Source organism: Kitasatospora sp. NPDC053308, assembly GCF_055585785.1.
On the sequence record NZ_JBVJJY010000021.1, the window covers coordinates 68,045 to 86,006 of the forward strand.

14 protein-coding genes and 1 tRNA gene are annotated in these 17,962 nt (G+C 74.1%); 5 read left to right on the top strand and 10 right to left on the bottom strand.

The features are described 5' to 3' along the window. Positions 1-39: 39 nt before the first annotated feature. The 7 genes from ACZ6Y7_RS32215 to ACZ6Y7_RS32245 all read right to left on the bottom strand — a co-directional run bounded on the left by ACZ6Y7_RS32215 (position 40) and on the right by ACZ6Y7_RS32245 (position 6,217). A tRNA-Pro gene (locus tag ACZ6Y7_RS32215) sits at positions 40-113 on the bottom strand. A 139-nt stretch (positions 114-252) separates the two neighbouring features. Continuing rightward, positions 253-1,674, bottom strand: a complete 1,422-nt coding sequence (locus ACZ6Y7_RS32220) for an MFS transporter (RefSeq protein ID WP_465761467.1) — start codon at positions 1,672-1,674, stop codon at positions 253-255. 109 nt (positions 1,675-1,783) lie between these two features. Further along, positions 1,784-2,572, bottom strand: a complete 789-nt coding sequence (locus ACZ6Y7_RS32225; protein ID WP_465761468.1) for a DUF1684 domain-containing protein — start codon at positions 2,570-2,572, stop codon at positions 1,784-1,786. A 296-nt stretch (positions 2,573-2,868) separates the two neighbouring features. Continuing rightward, positions 2,869-3,738: an acyl-CoA thioesterase gene (locus tag ACZ6Y7_RS32230; RefSeq protein ID WP_465761469.1), complete on the bottom strand. Its 870-nt coding sequence runs from the start codon at positions 3,736-3,738 to the stop codon at positions 2,869-2,871. Between the two features lie 255 nt (positions 3,739-3,993). Further along, the gene (locus ACZ6Y7_RS32235) at positions 3,994-4,683 is read right to left on the bottom strand and encodes an alpha-ketoglutarate-dependent dioxygenase AlkB (RefSeq protein WP_465761470.1); all 690 of its coding nucleotides are present in this window, start codon (positions 4,681-4,683) and stop codon (positions 3,994-3,996) included. Positions 4,684-4,829: 146 nt separating this feature from the next. Continuing rightward, positions 4,830-5,228, bottom strand: coding sequence for a transglycosylase family protein (locus ACZ6Y7_RS32240; RefSeq protein ID WP_465761471.1), 399 nt, complete (start codon positions 5,226-5,228; stop codon positions 4,830-4,832). A gap of 239 nt (positions 5,229-5,467) precedes the next feature. Then, positions 5,468-6,217 (bottom strand): transglycosylase family protein, encoded by a 750-nt coding sequence (locus ACZ6Y7_RS32245; RefSeq protein WP_465761472.1) that lies wholly within the window; start codon positions 6,215-6,217, stop codon positions 5,468-5,470. Positions 6,218-6,807: 590 nt separating this feature from the next. Between ACZ6Y7_RS32245 and ACZ6Y7_RS32250 the strand changes: the two genes are divergently transcribed. Continuing rightward, positions 6,808-7,638: a hypothetical protein gene (locus tag ACZ6Y7_RS32250; protein WP_465761473.1), complete on the top strand. Its 831-nt coding sequence runs from the start codon at positions 6,808-6,810 to the stop codon at positions 7,636-7,638. A gap of 334 nt (positions 7,639-7,972) precedes the next feature. Next, positions 7,973-8,875: a hypothetical protein gene (locus tag ACZ6Y7_RS32255; protein ID WP_465761474.1), complete on the top strand. Its 903-nt coding sequence runs from the start codon at positions 7,973-7,975 to the stop codon at positions 8,873-8,875. Between the two features lie 154 nt (positions 8,876-9,029). Here the strand turns inward: ACZ6Y7_RS32255 and der are convergent, their stop codons facing one another. The 3 genes from der to ACZ6Y7_RS32270 form a co-directional block, all read right to left on the bottom strand. After that, positions 9,030-10,484, bottom strand: a complete 1,455-nt coding sequence (der, locus tag ACZ6Y7_RS32260) for a ribosome biogenesis GTPase Der (RefSeq protein WP_465761475.1) — start codon at positions 10,482-10,484, stop codon at positions 9,030-9,032. Between the two features lie 273 nt (positions 10,485-10,757). Further along, complete coding sequence (cmk, locus tag ACZ6Y7_RS32265; protein ID WP_465761476.1) at positions 10,758-11,471, bottom strand: (d)CMP kinase; 714 nt, start codon at positions 11,469-11,471, stop codon at positions 10,758-10,760. A 290-nt stretch (positions 11,472-11,761) separates the two neighbouring features. After that, positions 11,762-12,847: a prephenate dehydrogenase gene (locus tag ACZ6Y7_RS32270; protein WP_465761477.1), complete on the bottom strand. Its 1,086-nt coding sequence runs from the start codon at positions 12,845-12,847 to the stop codon at positions 11,762-11,764. Between the two features lie 566 nt (positions 12,848-13,413). On the opposite strand from ACZ6Y7_RS32270, the gene ACZ6Y7_RS32275 reads away from it, so the two are divergent. The 3 genes from ACZ6Y7_RS32275 (at position 13,414) to ACZ6Y7_RS32285 (ending at position 17,937) form a co-directional block, all read left to right on the top strand. Beyond that, positions 13,414-15,801, top strand: coding sequence for a DUF4139 domain-containing protein (locus ACZ6Y7_RS32275; RefSeq protein ID WP_465761478.1), 2,388 nt, complete (start codon positions 13,414-13,416; stop codon positions 15,799-15,801). A 2-nt stretch (positions 15,802-15,803) separates the two neighbouring features. Continuing rightward, positions 15,804-17,420 (top strand): mucoidy inhibitor MuiA family protein, encoded by a 1,617-nt coding sequence (locus ACZ6Y7_RS32280; protein ID WP_465761479.1) that lies wholly within the window; start codon positions 15,804-15,806, stop codon positions 17,418-17,420. 154 nt (positions 17,421-17,574) lie between these two features. After that, complete coding sequence (locus ACZ6Y7_RS32285; protein WP_465761480.1) at positions 17,575-17,937, top strand: DUF952 domain-containing protein; 363 nt, start codon at positions 17,575-17,577, stop codon at positions 17,935-17,937. The last annotated feature ends 25 nt before the right edge of the window (positions 17,938-17,962 follow it).

Sequence of the window (17,962 nt, forward strand, 5' to 3'; positions counted from 1 at the left end):
CTGGACCTTCGTCCAGTCAGCGGGGCTCCGACATCACTGTCGGGACGACAGGATTTGAACCTGCGACCCCTTGACCCCCAGTCAAGTGCGCTACCAAGCTGCGCCACGTCCCGTGGTCTCGGCGCCCGCAGCCAGGGCCTGGGGGGCTCTGCTGTGGGCTTCTCGACCTTGTCCCCGGTTGTCCCGGCGACGTGGAAAACAATACAGCACGTCGGGGGGTGCTCGCTGCCAGGTTTCGGGGGAGCGCGCGAGTCAGGGGGTCGGGTGGCGGGCGTCGTAGGTGAGGAAGGCGGGGCGGCGGGCGGCGAGGAGGAGGACGGCGGCGACGCAGGCGAGGCCGCCGCTGATCACGGAGGTGGCGGGGTTGGTGAGGGCGGCGACGGTGCCGGACTCGAAGTCGCCGAGGCGGGGGCCGCCGGCCACGACGACGATGAAGATCCCTTGGAGTCGGCCGCGCATCTCGTCGGGGGCGGCGACCTGCATCATCGTGTTGCGGAAGATCATGCTGACGGTGTCGGCGCAGCCCGCGACGGCGAGGAACAGGAGTCCGAGCCAGAGGTTGTGAAGAGTGCCGAAGGCGGCGATGGCCAGGCCCCAGGCGGCGACGGCGGCGAGGACGGCGATGCCCTGGCGCTGCACGCGGCCGACCCAGCCGGAGAAGAGTGCGCCGATCAGGGCGCCCACGGCGGGAGCGGAGACCAGCAGGCCGACGGTGCCGGCGTCGCCGCCGTAGAAGGTGACGGCGATGGCGGGGAAGAGGGCGCGCGGCATGCCGAAGACCATCGCGGCCAGGTCGGCGAGGAAGCTGGTGCGCAGGTTGGGCTGCTCCCGCAGGAAGCGGAGGCCGTCGAGGACGGAGGCACGGCCCTTGCGTTCGCCGAGCGGGCGCATGGCGGGCAGGCGCCACATCGCGTAGAGGGTGCCGGTGAAGGCGAAGGTGTCCAGCAGGTAGGCGGCCTGGGCACCGTAGGCGCCGATGAGGACCCCGCCGAGCATGGGGCCGACGGTCAGGCCGAGGTTCATGCTGACGGTGCTCAGGGCGTTCGCGGCCGGGAGCTGGTGGGAGGGCACCAGTCGAGGGATCATCGCGGAGCGGGCGGGCGAGCTGAGGGCGAAGAACCCGGCTTGGGCGGCGACGGCGGCGTACAGGACGGCGACCAGGCCGAGTCCGGCGAAGGCCTGTGCGGCCAGGACGGCGGAGACGGCCGCCAGGCCGCCCGAGCCGATGAGGCCCAGGCGGCGCCGGTCGACGGTGTCGGCGATCGCTCCGCCGTAGAGGCCGAGGACGACCAGCGGGACGAGCGAGAAGATGCCGACCAAGCCGGTCGCGAAGGCGGACCCGGTCAGGTCGTAGACCTGGACGGAGACGGCGACGGCCGTCATCTGCTGGCCTATCGAGTAGACGGCCTGGCCGAGCCACACCCGCCGGTAGTCGGCGTGGTCGCGCAGCGGGCTGAGGTCGGCGAAGGCCCGGCGGTACCAGGGCGCGGCGGAGGTGGCCACCGGATCGTCCGGCAGGGCTCCGGCGGTGGGCGGGACGGCCTCGGTCAGCGCGGTGTCGGCGGTCACGGGCCCGACCGCCGGATCGAGCCCGTCCACCGGATCCGGCCAGGCCGGGGCGCCGGGAGCCGTGTCCGCCGACGCGGCGGAGCCGGAATGTTGATCGTTCGACATGGTTCCCCATGCTCCGCCCCGCCCCCGGCCGCTCCGGCACCGGGGCCCCCTCGGCCCGCCACCGCCGCCTGGCGGGCCACCGGCCAGCCGACCCGGCCGAGCAGCCGTCCTACCGCGTCAGCACCTGCTTCTCCCCCGCCTCCACCGCGAAGTCCAGCCGGTTGCCCGGCGGCGGGAAGGGGCAGATGAAGTGGTCCGAGAAGGCGCACGGCGGCAGGTAGGCCCGGTTGAAGTCGAGGACGGTACGGCCGTCGGCGTCCGGCGCCGGCAGGGTGATGAAGCGGAAGCGGTAGGTGTCGATGCCGCTGCCCGCGTCCGCGATCACGCCGCTGAGGCGGTTGCCCGACCGGCTGACGGTCAGCGTGCGGTGCTCACCGGCCACGGTGAAGGCGATCTGCCCGGTGACGGCGAGCGGTCGCTCCTTGCCGTCGGCGTTCGGGACCACGACCGACCGGGCTTCGTCCTCGAACGGCGTGAAGACGGCGGGTACGGCCCACTCGGGCGCGTAGGGGTAGGCGGAGATGCCCGCGAAGGCGGTGCGGCGGGGCGAGGCCGGGTCGAAGACCCGCAGGGCCAGTTCACCCTCGCGTTCGATCGGGACGAGCAGCAGGTCGCCCAGGGTGGCGGTGTCGGCGGCCGGGTCGCTGTCGGGGCGCAGCAGCACCTCGCCGTCCACCGGCCCGTCCGCGCCGGCCACGGTGATGCCGTCAGCCGCCGACGCCAGGAGCCGGACTCCCTCGCCGTCGGCCCACCAGCGCCCGGGGAGGCCGGGGATCTCGGCGGGCTCGGACTCCAGCCAGTGCGTGCCGGTGAGTGCGGCCTGGCCGTGCGGCGCGCTCACGGACGCCGCCCGGCTGTCGCTCCAGTGCTTCCAGTCCTCCGCGGCCGTCGCCGTCATCGGTCCACCCTCCCGGTCGGTCCGCGGACGGCCCGCCGTTCGGGCCGCCCGTCTCGGTCATCCACAACGCCGCCCGGTCGGGCGGATCATTCCCGCCGGTCCGGAGCCGTCCGAACCGCAATCGGGCGGCAACGCACCGACACACCGCTCGACGCGCCGCACACACGCCGCATACACATGGCGGCCGACACCCGCGGCCGGCACCCGCGGCCGGCACCTGCGGCCGACACCCGCGGTCCGACCGGTGACCCGCCCGGTGGCCGAGCCCGTCGTCGGCGCCGCGGCTCACCCGCCGCCTACCCTTCCCGGCTCTTCAGCGGCCGGAACAGACCCTCCTGCACCACGGACACCACGAGCTGCCCGGTACGGTCGAAGATCTGCCCGCGGGCCAGGCCGCGCGCTCCGTGCGCGATCGGGGACTCCTGCTGGTACAGCAGCCAGTCGTCGGTGCGGAACGGCCGGTGGAACCACATCGCGTGGTCCAGCGAGGCCATGTCGAAGTGCCGTTCGCCCCACAGCGGCTCGACCGGGGCCCGGACGGCATCCAGCAGCGTCATGTCGCTGGCGTAGGTGAGGGCGCAGACGTGGATCAGCGGGTCGTCCGGCAGCGGGCCGTTGGTGCGCAGCCAGACGCCGCTGCGCGCCTCGACGCCGGCCAGCTCCTCCTTCGTCCAGCGCAGCCGGTCGACGTACCGGACGTCGAAGGGCTGGCGGCGGCTGATGAACGGGGGCAGTTCGCCCAGCCGGGAGCCGACCTCCTCCAGCGCGCTGGGCAACTTCTCCGGGGCGGCGACCTCCGGCATCGGGTACTGGTGCTCGATGCCGCCCTCCTCGGGTCTGTGGAAGTCGGCGGTGAGCGCGAAGATCGACCGGCCGCCCTGGATGGCGAGCACCCGGCGGGTGGTGAAGGAGCGGCCGTCCCGGATCCGGTCGACCTGGTAGACGATCGGCACGCCGGGCACACCGGGACGCAGGAAGTAGGCGTGCAGCGAGTGCACGGGGCGCTGGTCCTCCACGGTGCGGCCCGCCGCGACCAGCGCCTGCCCGGCGACCTGTCCGCCGAACGTCCGCTGCAGCGCCTCCTCGGGGCTGCGCCCGCGGAAGATGTTCAGTTCGATCTGCTCCAGGTCGAGCAGATCCACCAGGTCGTCGACGGGGGTTCCCATGAGCACACGCTCCCTCTCCGAGCTTCGAGCTCCGATCCCTCCGGATGCGGACTCTCGATCGAATTCTCCAGCTCACTCGAATTCTCCGACGACCCGGGTCATTCCCGCTCTGCGCGCCCGAGCCCCCGGTTCACTCGAACGAGTAAACGAGTGAACGAACAGTCGACGGAAGACGGCGGGCGCCAGACGGCAGGCGGCAGGCGGCCGACGACGTAAGAGGCGCGAAGAGGCCGAGGAGCGACCCGGCCGGACGCCCTACGCCCCCAGCCCCGACTCCCGCACCGTGATGTTCAGCCGCCCCACCAGCCCCAGCTCCGGCTCCGCCGTCCCCGGCAGGGTGCGCACCACCCCGTGGTACGCGAACCGGGCCGGGCCGCCGAAGACCAGCAGGTCCCCGCTGCGCAGTTCCAGGTCCGTCCACGGCCGGGTCCTGGTCTCGGTGTTTCCGAGCCGGAAGACGCAGCGGTCGCCGAGCGAGAGCGAGACCACGGGCGCGTCCGTCCGCTCGTCGCGGTCCTGGTGGAGGCCCATCTTGGCGCCGTACGCGTAGTGGTTGACGATCGCGGTGTCCGGCGCGTACGACGCGGCACCCGCGATCTCCGGCAGATCCTCCCCGTAGGCGTCCGCGACGGCCCGGCGGGCGAGGAGGCCCAGCTCGGGCGGGAACGGCTTGACGGGCGCGCCGTCCTCGGCGACCCGCCGGTACCCGTACGGGTACCAGTGCCATCCGAGGCTCACCATCCGGACGGACATCATTCCGCCGGTGGGCATCCGCACCTCGTGCAGGCCGGCCGGCGGGCGGGCCCACTCCCGGCAGGCCGCGATCAGGCGCAGCTGCGCGTCGAGGTCCAGCCAACCGGGGAGCACGACGGCGCCGGGGGCGGGCTCGTACCGCCCACCCGCCCGCTCCCCGGAAGCACCGGAGACTCCGGACACGCCGGACATGCCGGAGGCTCCGGAGGACCTTTCCGCTCCGGAAGGCCCGGAGGCCCCGGGCAGATCGCCGAACAACTCGCCCTGGATCACCCCACCATCCTCCCGCAGCACCCCCTCCCGGGGCCCGCCCGAGAGCACCCGGACTCAGCCCTCCGCTACTCCCGCGCAGCCTCGCCCCCGCCTCCGCCCCCGCTCAGCCCCAACTCCCGTGCGCAGGAAGGCCATGCCTGCCACCCCTGCCGCCGCACGATCACCTCGCCGACGGTCGTCTGCTCCCGTCGGCTGGCCCGGTCGGGCCGGTCGGCGAAGCGCAGGCCGTCGGACTCCTCCCAGGTGGACGGCCGAATCTGCAGCCCGCCGTAGTAGCCGTTCCCGGTGTCGGCCCGCCAGTCGCCACCGCTTTCGCAGTCGGCGAGTTCGTCCCACACCAGGTCCGCGACCCGAACGGCCGCGCCGGCCCGCACGCCGCCCGCGGCGACGGCCAGCACCAGAACCACGACGAGGCCGGACCGCACCACGGCCCGGCCGCTGCCTTCCTCACGCGCATGCGGCACGGCAGCCGACCCTAGGCACGAAGCGCGCCGCCCGCCACGGAACGCCGACGGCCGCTCCTCCACTCGGCGGAGTACCCGCGTGAGGGAGGAGCGGCCGTGGGAGCTGCCGCCGTGGGCAGCACGAGCAGCCCGTGTCAGTCGCCCAGGAAGCCCGGCAGGTCAGACGCCCGGACGCCCGGACGCCAGATGAACCAGATGCCCGGCTGCTCAGATGCCCGACTGGTCAGGTGCCCGGGGGCTCAGATGCTGAGGGTCTGGCCCGGGAAGATCAGGTCGGGGTTACCACCGATGACCTTGGCGTTGTTCTTGTACACGTCGTGCCAGTCCAGGCCCTGCGCGGCCGCGATGGAGCTCAGGGTGTCACCGGACTTGACGGTGTAGTTGCCCTTGGCCGGCTTGGCGTCGTTCGAGCCGGTCCAGGCCTTGGCACCGTTGTCGGCCTTCGGAGCGGCAGCCTTCGGGGCAGCGGCCTTCGGGGCGACGTCAGCCTTGGGAGCCGCGGCGGCCTTCGGGGCCTGCGCCGGCTTCGCGGCCGGGGCGGCCGGCTTGGCGGCGGTCGAACCGGCCGAGGTGTCGACGGCGGCCGGGGCGCCGCCCTTGGTCAGGCCGGCCTTGACGGAGCAGACGGGCCAGGCGCCCGGGCCCTGCGAGGCGAGGACCTTCTCGGCGACGGCGATCTGCTGCGCCTTGGTGGCCAGGTTGGCCTGCGAGGCGTAGGCGGTGCCACCGAAGGCGGCCCAGGTGCTGGAGGTGAACTGCAGACCGCCGTAGAAACCGTTGCCGGTGTTGATGGCCCAGTTGCCACCGCTCTCGCACTGGGCGACGGCGTCCCAGGTGGAGACGGAGGCGGCGGAGGCCGAGGTGGCCGTGACGAGGCCGGCCACCGGCAGGGCCGCGACAGCGGCGCCCGCCACGACAGCCATCCGGACGCGGTTGCGCTTGGTGGCGGTGGAGGTGGTGGCAGCGGCGGTCTCGTTACGGAAAGTCATGAGGTTCCTCTCGACAGCCCCGGGCGGGCATGCGGAACCAGACCCCGTGAAGGGTCGCGTTCGCTTGCCGCGTCCGTCGGACGGCCGTGCACGTGTCGGACGTGCCGCTGCCGCCCCGGCCACCAACCGCTCGCCGACGCCCTGTTCGAGCGATCGCGTCGGCGGGCACCTGCCGCGTCCGGCGGACCGGGGGGCGGTGCGTCGGGGGTGAACCCGGGTGGCGCTCGTTGCGCCGACCAAGAAGCTACGAGCCGGTCGGCAAGGAATTCAAAACTTGAACGGTCTGCCCAGCTCAGCGAAGGGTTACCGGCGGTAAGGGCCGCACAATCCTGTCCGAAATGTCGGATTTAACCGTTGATTCCTAGATCAAACATCGGTGCAGCGTGACCCACCTCACCGCCCTACTTCGGCAGTCCCGTCACCGACATCGACAGATTGCGACCACGAGAACACGCGCTGCGGTCGGATCCGGAGCAATTCCCGTCAGCCTCGGCGGGCACCCGTGACGCCTGACACAAGGGCCCGTTGGGCATGTCGCCCTCTCCGTGTCCGCCCGAAGACCCAACCGCACACCCATCCGAGGAGACCCTGTGCCGCGCATGCTCGACGTCAGCGACGAGGTCCGGTCCGAGATCGGCGACGACGAGGCCGACCGCCTACTCGGCGGCGACCGCGCCCCCGACAGCTACGAGTGCACCTCCTGCCGCACCCCCGGCGACACCCACGTGGAGCCCACCAGCACCGTGCTGTTCGTCGGCAACGAGACCGCCGTGCTCGCCTTCGCCCACGCCCGCTGCATTCCGTCCCAGGTCGTCCCGGTCTCCGAGGAGCAACTGGCCGGCGCCGTCCGCAGCATCAGCCAGGCCCAGACCAGCACCCCGGACCTCACCGGCGCCGCTCCCTCCGCGACCGCCCCCGCGGGCTCCGCTCCCCAGCCGACCGCCCCCGGGCAGGCCGCCATCCTCGGCATCACCTGCGGGCTGGTCCTGCACGGCAAGGTCGGCCACGCCTCGCTGGTCGTCGAGCCCACCGGGCCGGTCGGCCGCCCGGGCAGCACGTCGGGCGAGGACGAGTTCCTCGACCTCCTCCAGGACGCCGGTTTCCAGCCCGTCACCGACCTGGACGAGACGCCGGAACAGCTGCCCGGCTGGTCGGTCCTGGTGGCGATGGGCAAGCTGCACGCGATCCTGCAGCCCGCCGCGGCCGGCGGCAGCACGGGGTGGTGGCAGGCGCACCAGCCGCTCCAGGTCACCGAGGCCTGGCGGATGGCGGCGAGCCAGCTCTCCGAGGTGACCATGTACGCCGTCCCGGCCGGGATGGTCGGTCGCCAGCCCCGCGAGGACCTGCTGCGCCAGGCTCTCGAACGGGCGGTGGCGCTCGGCCAGGTCGTCGCCGCCTCGCTCCCGCTCGCCGGCACCTGATCCGCCCCCTCCCGCACCCCGACGCGTCGGACGGCGGCCACCCCTCCCCCTCGGGCCGCCTCCGGCGCGGGCTCGCACCCCGCCGGCCGTGCGGGTGCCGCCAACCCCACGCGCATGAGCTTCGCTCATGACCACCGCCATGAACTCCTCTCATACCCGCAGCCATGAGCTCCTCTCATGAGCACCGCTCGTGAGCGAAGCTCATGAACACCACCTCTCATGAGCTCTGCTCATGAGCAGCACCATGAGCTTCTCTCATGACCCCGCCCGTACCCCTCTCCGGGCTCCGCCGGGAAGCACCACTCATGAGCGTCACTCATGAGCGCGCGCCCGCATGAGCGCCCCGCATCCCCCGCCCCTCTCGCTCGTTGGCCCCTACGTGTACAGCTACGACGTCTCCGCGTCCCCCGGCCGCTCCACCACCGCTCCCCGCTCGATCCCGGGCATGCGCCCGTCGTACGACGCCGAGCACCCGCACTCCACCACGCCGATCTATGACGAGCTGTACTCCGAGTACCGGCGCCTGTTCCGTGCCCTGCCCGGCGACCGCTCGGGCGAGGAGGACCTGGCGTTCACCGGCTTCGCGGTCCGCGACAACTACCCGCTGCTCGGTGAGCAGCGCCCGTACCCGCCCCAGCACCAGGCCTTCCACACCCTCGCGGGCCAGACGCCCGGCCTCCCCCAGTTCATGGCGTCCCAGCCGCACGGCACCGGCCCCGCCTCCGGCCACCACCCCGGCCACTCCGGCCATGCCAGTCACGCCGGTCACACCGGCCATACCGGTCACATCGGCCACCAACCCGGCGTCCACAGCCACACCGGCAGCCACCACCACCCCATGAACCACTCGCCCCATACGACCCAGCCGACCCACGCGAGCCACTCGCCGCAGGCATCCCCTCCGGCCCACACCGCGCACACGGGCCACCGCCCCGAGGCCACCGCCCCCACCAGCGACGGCCTCGGTCACGCCGCCCCGGCCCCCGCCGCGATCCCGTCCCCGGCGCAGCCCGCCGGCGTCGGAGCCCAGTTCGCGAACGGCCAGGGCTGGGTCGCCGCGGGCTATCTCGGCGCGGTCCCGCACACGATGTCCGTCCCGGCGCCCCAGCCACCGGCGCCGCCCGCCCCGTCCCCGGTGATGGGTACGGCCACGGGGCTCGCCTCCGCCCCGCCCGCCGGCGGCCGCCACCGTCAGATGCTCTCCCTCCCCCCGGGGCGCAACGGCGACCACCACTGACGACCGCACGACCGCACCGCACGGAACGGCCGAGGAAACGCCGAAGGGCCCCGCCACACGACGTGACGAGACCCTCCGGTCGTGAGCCGGTCGGCCGGCCCGGTTCCGCCGGCCGCCTACCCGCTCCGCCCATCCACCTGCCTACCGACGATTACTACTTCTTCTTGCGCTTCTCCCGGACACGCACCGAGATCGAGATCGGCGTCCCCACGAAGCCGAACTCCTCACGCAGCCGGCGCTCGATGAATCGCCGGTAGCCGGCCTCCAGGAAGCCCGAGGCGAACAGCACGAACCGCGGCGGACGGATGCCCGCCTGGGTGCCGAACAGGATGCGCGGCTGCTTGCCACCACGGATCGGGTGCGGGTGCGCGGCCACCAGCTCGCCGAGGAAGGCGTTCAGGCGCGCGGTGGGGATGCGGGTCTCCCAGCCCTCCAGCGCGGTCTCGATCGCCGGGACGAGCTTCTCCATGTGCCGCCCGGTCTTGGCCGAGACGTTGACGCGCGGGGCCCACTGCACCTGGACGAGGTCGCGCTCGATCTCGCGCTCCAGGTAGTAGCGGCGCTCCTCGTCCAGCTGGTCCCACTTGTTGTAGGCGACGACCACGGCGCGGCCGGCCTCGACGGCCATCGAGATGATCCGGGTGTCCTGCTCGGCGAGGGTCTCGCTGGCGTCGATCAGGACGACCGCGACCTCGGCCTTCTCCAGCGCGGAGGCGGTGCGCAGCGAGGCGTAGAAGTCGGCGCCGGCGGTCAGGTGGACGCGGCGGCGGATACCGGCGGTGTCCACGAACTTCCAGGTCTTGCCACCGAGTTCGATCATCTCGTCGACCGGGTCACGGGTGGTGCCGGCCAGCTCGTTGACGACCACCCGCTCCTCGCCCGCGACCTTGTTCAGCAGGCTGGACTTGCCGACGTTGGGCCGGCCGATCAGCGCGACGCGGCGCGGGCCGCCGGGGGCGGCGTCGCCGAAGGTCTGCGGCGGGGCCTCGGGCAGCGCGGCCATGACGGCGTCCAGCAGGTCACCGGAGCCGCGGCCGTGCAGGGCGGAGACCGGGTACGGCTCGCCCAGGCCCAGCGACCACAGGTAGGCGGCCTCGGCCTCGGTGGAGGGGCCGTCGACCTTGTTGGCGCACAGGACGGTCGGCTTGCCCGCCCGGCGGATGATCTTGATCAGGGCCTCGTCGGTGTCGGTGGCGCCGACCGTGGCGTCCACGACGAACAGCACCGCGTCGGCCTGCTCGATGCCCAGCTCGGCCTGAGCGGCCACCATGGCGTCGATGCCGAGGACGTCGATCTCCCAGCCGCCGGTGTCGACGACCTTGAAGCGCCGGCCGTTCCAGCTGGCCTCGTAGGTGACCCGGTCACGGGTGACGCCCGGCTTGTCCTCGACGACGGCCTCGCGGCGGCCGATGATGCGGTTCACCAGGGTCGACTTGCCGACGTTCGGGCGGCCGACCACGGCCAGGACCGGCAGGCGGACGTGCTCGGCACCGTCGACGGCGTCGAAGCCGTCGAGGTCGAAGCCCTCCTCTGCGGCGAAGGCCATGAACTCTGCGTAGTCGGCGGCGTCCAGCCCGCCGTGATCGGCGGCGGAGTGCTCTGCGGTCATGTTCGTCTGTTCCGTTTCCCGGCCCGGCCCTTCCCAGGGGCGTGCCGTGCGTACCTGCCCCGCTCGGGGCAGCGCGATGGTTGTCTCCGTGGCGCCGCGACGGCCCACGGTTCACTCAGTGGTGGTCGTTCCCGACCACACGGGTCAGCCTCACCTGCCGGTCCGGCCGAACCAGAACAGGTCCGACCGAACCGAACCCGTCCGGCCAAACCGAGCGGGTCCGACCGAACCAAGCCGGTCGGCCAGGCCGAGCCGGGCCGGACCAGGCCCCGGTCAGACCGACGACAGCCCGGCCCGCTCCTCCACCAGCGCGGCGATCCGGTCGATCACCTGCTCCAGCGTGAGGTCGCTGGTGTCCACCAGGACCGCGTCCGCGGCCTGGGTCAGCGGGGCCGTCTCCCGGGAGGAGTCGGCGGCGTCCCGGCGGGCGAGGTCGGCGGCCATCGCGGAGATGGTCGCCTCGTCCACGCCCTTGGCGCGCAGCTCGGCGGCCCGGCGCGCGGCCCTGGCCCCCTCGGAGGCGGTCAGGAAGACCTTGACGGTGGCCTTCGGGAACACCACGGTCCCCATGTCCCGGCCCTCGGCGACGATGCCGCGCTCGGCGACCTCGGCGCAGCCGCGCTGCAGCTCCACCAGTCGGGCCCGCACGGCCGGCACCGCGGCCACGGCGCTGACCTGCGCCGTCACCTCGGGGCCGCGGATCGGACCGGAGACGTCCCGGCCGTCCACCGTGATGGTGGGGCCGTCGGCGTCCGTACCCGACACGATCACCGGCTTGCCGCACGCGACGGCGACCGCCTCCGGGTCGTCGACATCGACCTCGTTGGCCAGCATCCACCAGGTCATCGCCCGGTACATGGCGCCGGTGTCCAGGAAGCTCAGGCCCAGCCGGGCCGCGACCGCCCGCGAGACGGTCGACTTCCCGGAGCCGGAGGGTCCGTCGATGGCGACGACGACCGGGGCGTGCGCTCGGTCGGCAGTGTCCACGGGGCGAACCTCTCTCTGAGCATGGGAGCCGAAGCCTGCGCAGGCGGACGGCCGGGGATTGTCTCCCTCAAGGTTAATGGACCGCCGCGGTCACGGACTCCGCCGCCCAGCGGGGCCCACCCCCACCCCTCCGGGCCCCGCACCCCGCCTGCGAGCCGGCAGGCCCGCGCCGGCCCCGATCCCGCAGCCCCGATCGCAGTCCCGAACGCTCAGTCCCGATCCCGCAGTCCCTACCGTAGCCATGGCCGAGGCCGGGCGCCCCTCAGTCCCGGCCCCTCAGTCCCGGCCCCTCAGTCCCGAACGCTCCACCCGCTCGCCCGCAACGCCTTCACCAGCCGCTTCACCGCCGTCGGTGCCACCGACAGCTGGACGAAACCGACCTGCTGCCCGGTCGAGTGCTCGATGGCGACGTCCTCGATGTTGACCCCGGCGTCGCCGACCTCGCCGAAGAGGCGGCCCAGCTCGCCGGGCTGATCGCCGAGGACGACCGACACCGTCTCGTACCGGGTGGGCGGCGCCCCGTGCTTGCCGGGGATCCGGGCCTGGCCGGTGTTGCCGCGGCGCATGACCTCCTCGATCCCGATCGCGCCGACCCGCCGCTCGCCCTCCTCGGCCGCCTGCATGGCCCGCAGCGCGGTGACGGTCCGGCCGAGGTCGAGGGCGACCTCCTCCAGGATGTCGGCGACCGGGCCCGCGTTGGCGGAGAGGATGTCGACCCACATGCCGGGGTTGGACGCGGCGATCCTGGTGACATCGCGCACACCCTGGCCGGAGAGCCTTATGGCCGTCTCGTCGGCGTTCTCCAACCGGGCCGCGACCAGTGAAGACAGCAGCTGCGGGGCGTGCGAGACCAGGGCGACGGCCCGGTCGTGCTCGGCGGCGTCCATCACGATCGGCATCGCACCGCAGAGCGCGACCAGCTCCAGCCCGGCGTTGAGCGTGTCGGTGTCGGTGTCGGCGGTCGGGGTGAGCACCCAGGGGCGGCCCTCGAAGATGTCGGCGCGGGCGGCCAGCGGGCCGGAGCGCTCGCGGCCGGCCATCGGGTGGCTGCCGATGTAGTGGACGGTGTCGCAGCCGAGCGCGGCGATCTCGCTGCCGGGGCCGGCCTTCACACTGGCGACGTCGGTGTACCAGTGCGCCAGGTTGCGCCGCTGGCAGTCGGCGAGCACCTTGCCGACCAGCGCCGGCGGGACGGCGATGATCGCCAGGTCCACCGGGCCCTCGGCCGGGTCGGTCGTTCCCGCGCCGAGGGACTCGGCGGTGCGCGCGGCATCCGGGTCGGTGTCCTCGAGGTGGACGGTCAGGCCCCGGGCGGACAGGGCGAGCGCGGCGGAGGTGCCGATCAGTCCGGTGCCGACGACGACGGCAGTGCGCATGGCGGGTCGCTCTCCTCATGACGAATCTCGACAGGTGCCGGGACCGTCCGGGAGCACCCGCGCCCCATCCTCCCTCATCGGCCACGCCGAAGTCCCCACCTGCCACCCGGCAGCCAGGAGGACGGTTCCCGGCAGCTCCCGTCACCGGCAACCGCGACGCCCCCGGCTCCGTCCCCTCCAGTGGACACGGCGAGGGCGGTTCCCCGTGCACACGCCGTACCCGGGAAATCCGGGGACGCCCGCACCGGAGCCGGGCAGACTGACCGCCCGGGGAGGCACGGACAGGCCGACGCCCGGACGTACAACCCGTACGGACCGCACGGACCACACAGAACCGCACAGACCACACAGAACCGCACAGACCACACAAGGCCGTGCAGGCCATACAGACCGCGCAGGCCGACGGCCCGCACGGAGGCCACCGGCACCGGAGGCCCACCGCGCTCCGCCGCGCACGGCAGCACTCCGCCGACACCGCCGTACGTCCGCGCACGCACGGCAAGGGGTCGACCCGCGCGCACGACGAACGGCACGCGGCAGGCAACACGCGAACGAAGGGGTTGCGCATGGACGAACAGCACAGCGGCCGGACGGGGCGGACCGAACCGCCGACCGTACCGGCCCACCCGTCGGTCCTGGACTCCGTGGTGGTGTACGCGGAGGGCGCGGTGTGCCGCCGCCGGGCCACCGTCCCGGTCCCGCCCGGCGGGCGGCTGCGGCTGACCGGTCTGCCCACCGCCCTGGACGGCCGCTCGCTGCGCGCCCGGGTGCTCGCCGGACCGGCCGGCAGCGCGGTCACCGAGGCCCGGCTGGAGCAGCTCGCCGAACTCCGTGACCCGCAGGAGGTCCCGGAACTGCGACGGACGTTGGACGAAGCGGCGGAACACCTCGGCGCGCTCAACGAGCGCCGCCGACTGGTCCTCGCCGCGATCGCCGACACCGCCGCCCTGCGCGCCGTACCGCCCCCGCCGCGACCGGAGGAGCCGCTGCGCCGCACGCCCGCCGACGCCTGGCTGGAGCTCGCCGAGTTCGTCGACGAGCGGCTGAGCCGTCTCCAGCAGCGCGCGGAGGAGCTCAACCGGGAGATCGAACTCGCCGACCATGAGCGCGCCTTGGCGGCCGACCGGCTGGAGCGGGCGTCCACCGCCGAGCGCACCGAGCCGGTCGCGACCTCCGCCACCGTCCTGCTCACCCTCACCACGCACGAGACCGCGCCCCCCACCGTCCCTGCCCCCGCCGGCCCCAATCCCGGCCGCGAAACCCCCGAGCCCGCCTCCACCCCCGGCCCCACCACCGACCCCGCCTCCGCCTCCATCCCCGACCCCACCCCCGACCCCGCCTCCACCCCCGACCCCGCCTCCACCCCCGTCCCCGAGCTGGAGCTGGAACTGGAGTACGGCGTCCCCGCCGCCCGCTGGGTGCCCGCCTACCGCCTCTCCTACCGCACCGGCTCCGACGGCGGCCAGCTCGTCCTGCGGGCGAGCGTCGCCCAGCGCACCGGTGAGGACTGGACGGGCGTGCGCCTCGCGCTGTCCACCGCCGACCTCGACCGCCGCACCGACCTGCCCAAGCTCGCCTCGCTGCGGATCGGCCGCAGCCAGCCCGCCCCGCCGCCGTCCGGCTGGCGCGAACCCCCGGCCGGCCTGTCCGACCTCTTCACCGGGTACGACGCGGCCGGTGCCGACGCCCCGACCCCACCCAGCCAGGACCGCCGACGAGCCCGCCGACAGGCCCGCTGGGAGGCCCGCCGACAGGCCCGCCGCGACGCCCCGGCCGCGCCCCTCGCCGCCCGCCCCTCCGGCCCCCGGCCCGAGGCCCTCAGCCCCACGGAGGACGCCCCGCCCGCTCCCTTCGGCCCGTACGGCGGCGGCGGACTGCTGAGCGCAGACGGGGCGACGCCTGCGCCCCCGCCCGTCCCGGGCGGCTTCGCCGGCTACGGCGGCCCCCCGCCCGCCGCGCTCGCCGCTCCCGCCCCCTTGCCGCAGGCCCCGGGCGGTCCGCAGCCGGACGCCATGCGCTCGCGCCGCAGCGGTCCCGCCGCCCCGCCCCCGGCCCCCGCCTTCGCCCTCGCCGGCGCCCCCGGCCTCCCCGGCACCCCCGCCGCCCCGGGCACCCCCAGCGCCACCCTGCTCGACTACCCCGACCTCGTCCTGGCCGGCCCGGACGAGCCCACCACCCGACGCGGCACCCTGCACCCCCGCCCCGAGCGGATCGAACGCGAGGAGCTGGACCGGACCCTGCCCGGCGGCAACCCGGGCGAGCAGATCCGCCGCCTCCCCCTCCCCCGCCACGCCGTCCCGCCCCGCGAGTCGGCCGGCTCCTTCGACCACCGCTTCGACGCCGCCGCCCCCGCCGACATCCCGTCCGACGGCACCTGGCACACCGTCACCGTGGACGAGATCCCGCTCACCGTCCGCCCCGAGTACGTCACCGTGCCCGCCGTCGAGGAGAAGGTGTACGCGACGCTGGTGCTGGCCAACCGCACCGACCGCGCCGTCCTGGCCGGTCCGGTCGAGGTCACCGTGGACGACGAGTTCCTGCTCACCGCCGCCCTGCCCACCCTGGCGCCCGGCGGCACGCGGCGCCTGGGCATCGGCGTCACCGAGAGCATCGAGGTGGCGCGCCGCACCGAGCTGCTCGAGTCCACGACCGGCATGCTGAAGGGCAACAGCACCGTGCTCGACCACCGGGTTCACGTCCGGCTGGCGAACCGGCTCGGCCGCGCCGTCACGGTGGAGGTCCGCGAGCGCGTACCGGTCACCTCCGACGCCGAGATCCGGATCGAGGAGCGGGGCGACTGGCACGCCCCGACCGTCTCCACACCGGACTGCCCGCCCAGCACCCGGCTCTGGCGGGTCGACCTGCCGCCGGGCGGTCACACCGAGCTGGAGGGCGGCTACCTGATCAAGATCCCGGCCGGAAAGGCCATCGTCGGCGGAAACCGGAGGAACTGACCATGACCGGAGACACCACCGCAGCGCCCGGGCCCCTCCCCTTCACCCCCGCACCCCCCGCACCTCCCGGAGCGCCCATCACCACCGGCCCCCTCCCCGTCACCGCCGTCACCTGCCTCGAGGACCGCAGCCAGGTCGACCGCACCACGACGGTCGCCCTCACCGCCGGCGTCCAGCGGCTGCGCCTCGGACCACTCACCGCCCTCGCCGTCGACCGCACCCTGCGCGCCGAGTCCGCCACCCCCGGAGTCCGCGTGCTGGACGCCCGGCTGGTGCGCGGCTGGGCCCCGCGCGCCCCGCTGCCGCCCGGCCCGGACGACTCGGAGCTGCGCCACCGGCTGCACCGACTGGACGCCGACAGCCGTCTGGCCGAACAGACCCGCGCCCGCCTGGAAGCCCGGCTGGCCCTGCTCGCCCAGCTCTCCGCCGACCTGCTGCGCGAAATCGGCGAGGGCGCCGGCGTCGGCGAGCTGGAACGCACCCGCTGGGCACGCGAACTGGACCGGGTGGACGCCGAACGCGAGCGCTACGGCGAGGAGCTGCGCGCCACCCACTCCCGGCTGCGCCGACTGGAACAGGAACGCTCGCAAGCCATGATCGCCCTGGACGAGGTCGAGGAGGAGCCGGCCGAGCTGACCGCCCACCTGGACCTGACCGTCGAGGCGGCGGCGAGCGGACCGGCCGAACTGACCGTCTCCCACCTGGTCCCCTGCGCGCTCTGGCGCCCGTCCTACCGCGCGGTCCTGGACGACGGCGGTCTGCGGCTGGAGTCGGAGGCGGTGGTCTGGCAGCGCACCGGCGAGGACTGGACCGACGCCCGGCTCACCTTCTCCACCGCCCGCTCCGCCCTGGCCACCGACCCGCCGACCGTCACCGAGGACGTCCTGGTCCTGCGCGAGCGCACCGACGAGGAGCGCCGCAAGGTCGAGGTCGAGCTGCGCGAGGAGGCGATCAGCGAGCTCGGTCCGGCCTCCGGTGTCCCGGGCGTGGACGACGGCGGCGAGGTCCGGGTCCTGCCCGCCCCGGCCCCGGCCACGGTGCCCTCGGACGGCCGGGCGCACCGGGTGCCGCTCGGCGCCTTCACCGCCCCGGCGAGCAGCGAGTACGCCTGCGCCCCGGAGTTGTCCCCGCTGGTCGCCCAGGTGGTCCGGTTCCGCAACGCGGCCGGGCACCCGCTGCTGGCCGGCCCGGTCGAACTGGTCCGCGGCAGTGGCTTCACCGGCCGCGGGCAGCTGCGCTTCACGGCCGCCGGGGCCGACGCCGAGCTCTCCTTCGGCAGTTCGGACGGCTACCGGGTGGTCCGCGAGACCGAGGAGCGCCAGGCCACCGGAGGCCTCACCGGCCGCCAGACCACCACCCGTACGGTACGGCTGCACCTGTCCCGCTTCTCCGGCCCGGAGGAGCACGACGAGCGGATCGTCACGGTGCGCGAACGGGTGCCGGTCTCCGAGGTGTCGGCGGTCGAGGTCCGGCTGCGTAAGGAGGAGTGCTCCCCTGCCCCGGACGCCTTCGACGCCGAGGGCATCGTCCGCTGGGACGTCCCGCTCGGCCCGGGCGCCCGCCGCACCCTCACCCTGGTGTACGAGATCTCCGCCTCCGCCAAGGTGGCCGGACTCTGACCACCCCCCGGCCGCCCGCCACACCACCGACCGCCACCGACCTCCCAGCCCGACACCGGCCCCCCACCGCAACGCCGGCTACGGCCAGGGCTACGACCCCTCGGGTGACGGCCCCTCAGGAGCAAACCCTGCGACAACGGGTAGAAAAGGAACCATGATCCTCCATCTCGCCCCCCTGGACGACTGGCTGGCCGACCCCGGCCGCCCGTACGCCACCGCCTCGCTGCTCACCGACGGGTTCATCCACTGCTCGGCGGACGAGCAAACCGCGCTCGCGGTGGCCAACACCTTCTTCGCCGACGCCCCCGACCCGCTGATGGTGCTGCTGATCGAGGAGTCGCTGGTGGAGCCGATGGTCAAGTGGGAGGCCCCGCACGGCGCTCCGCCGCCCGGGGCCACCCCCGACGTGCTGTTCCCGCACATCTACGGCCGGCTGAACCGCTCCGCCGTGGTCGGCCTGCAGAAGGTCGAACGGGGACCGGACGGCCGCTGGGCCGCCCTCACCCCCTGGAGCTGACCCCGCCCCGTCGGGGCCGAACCCC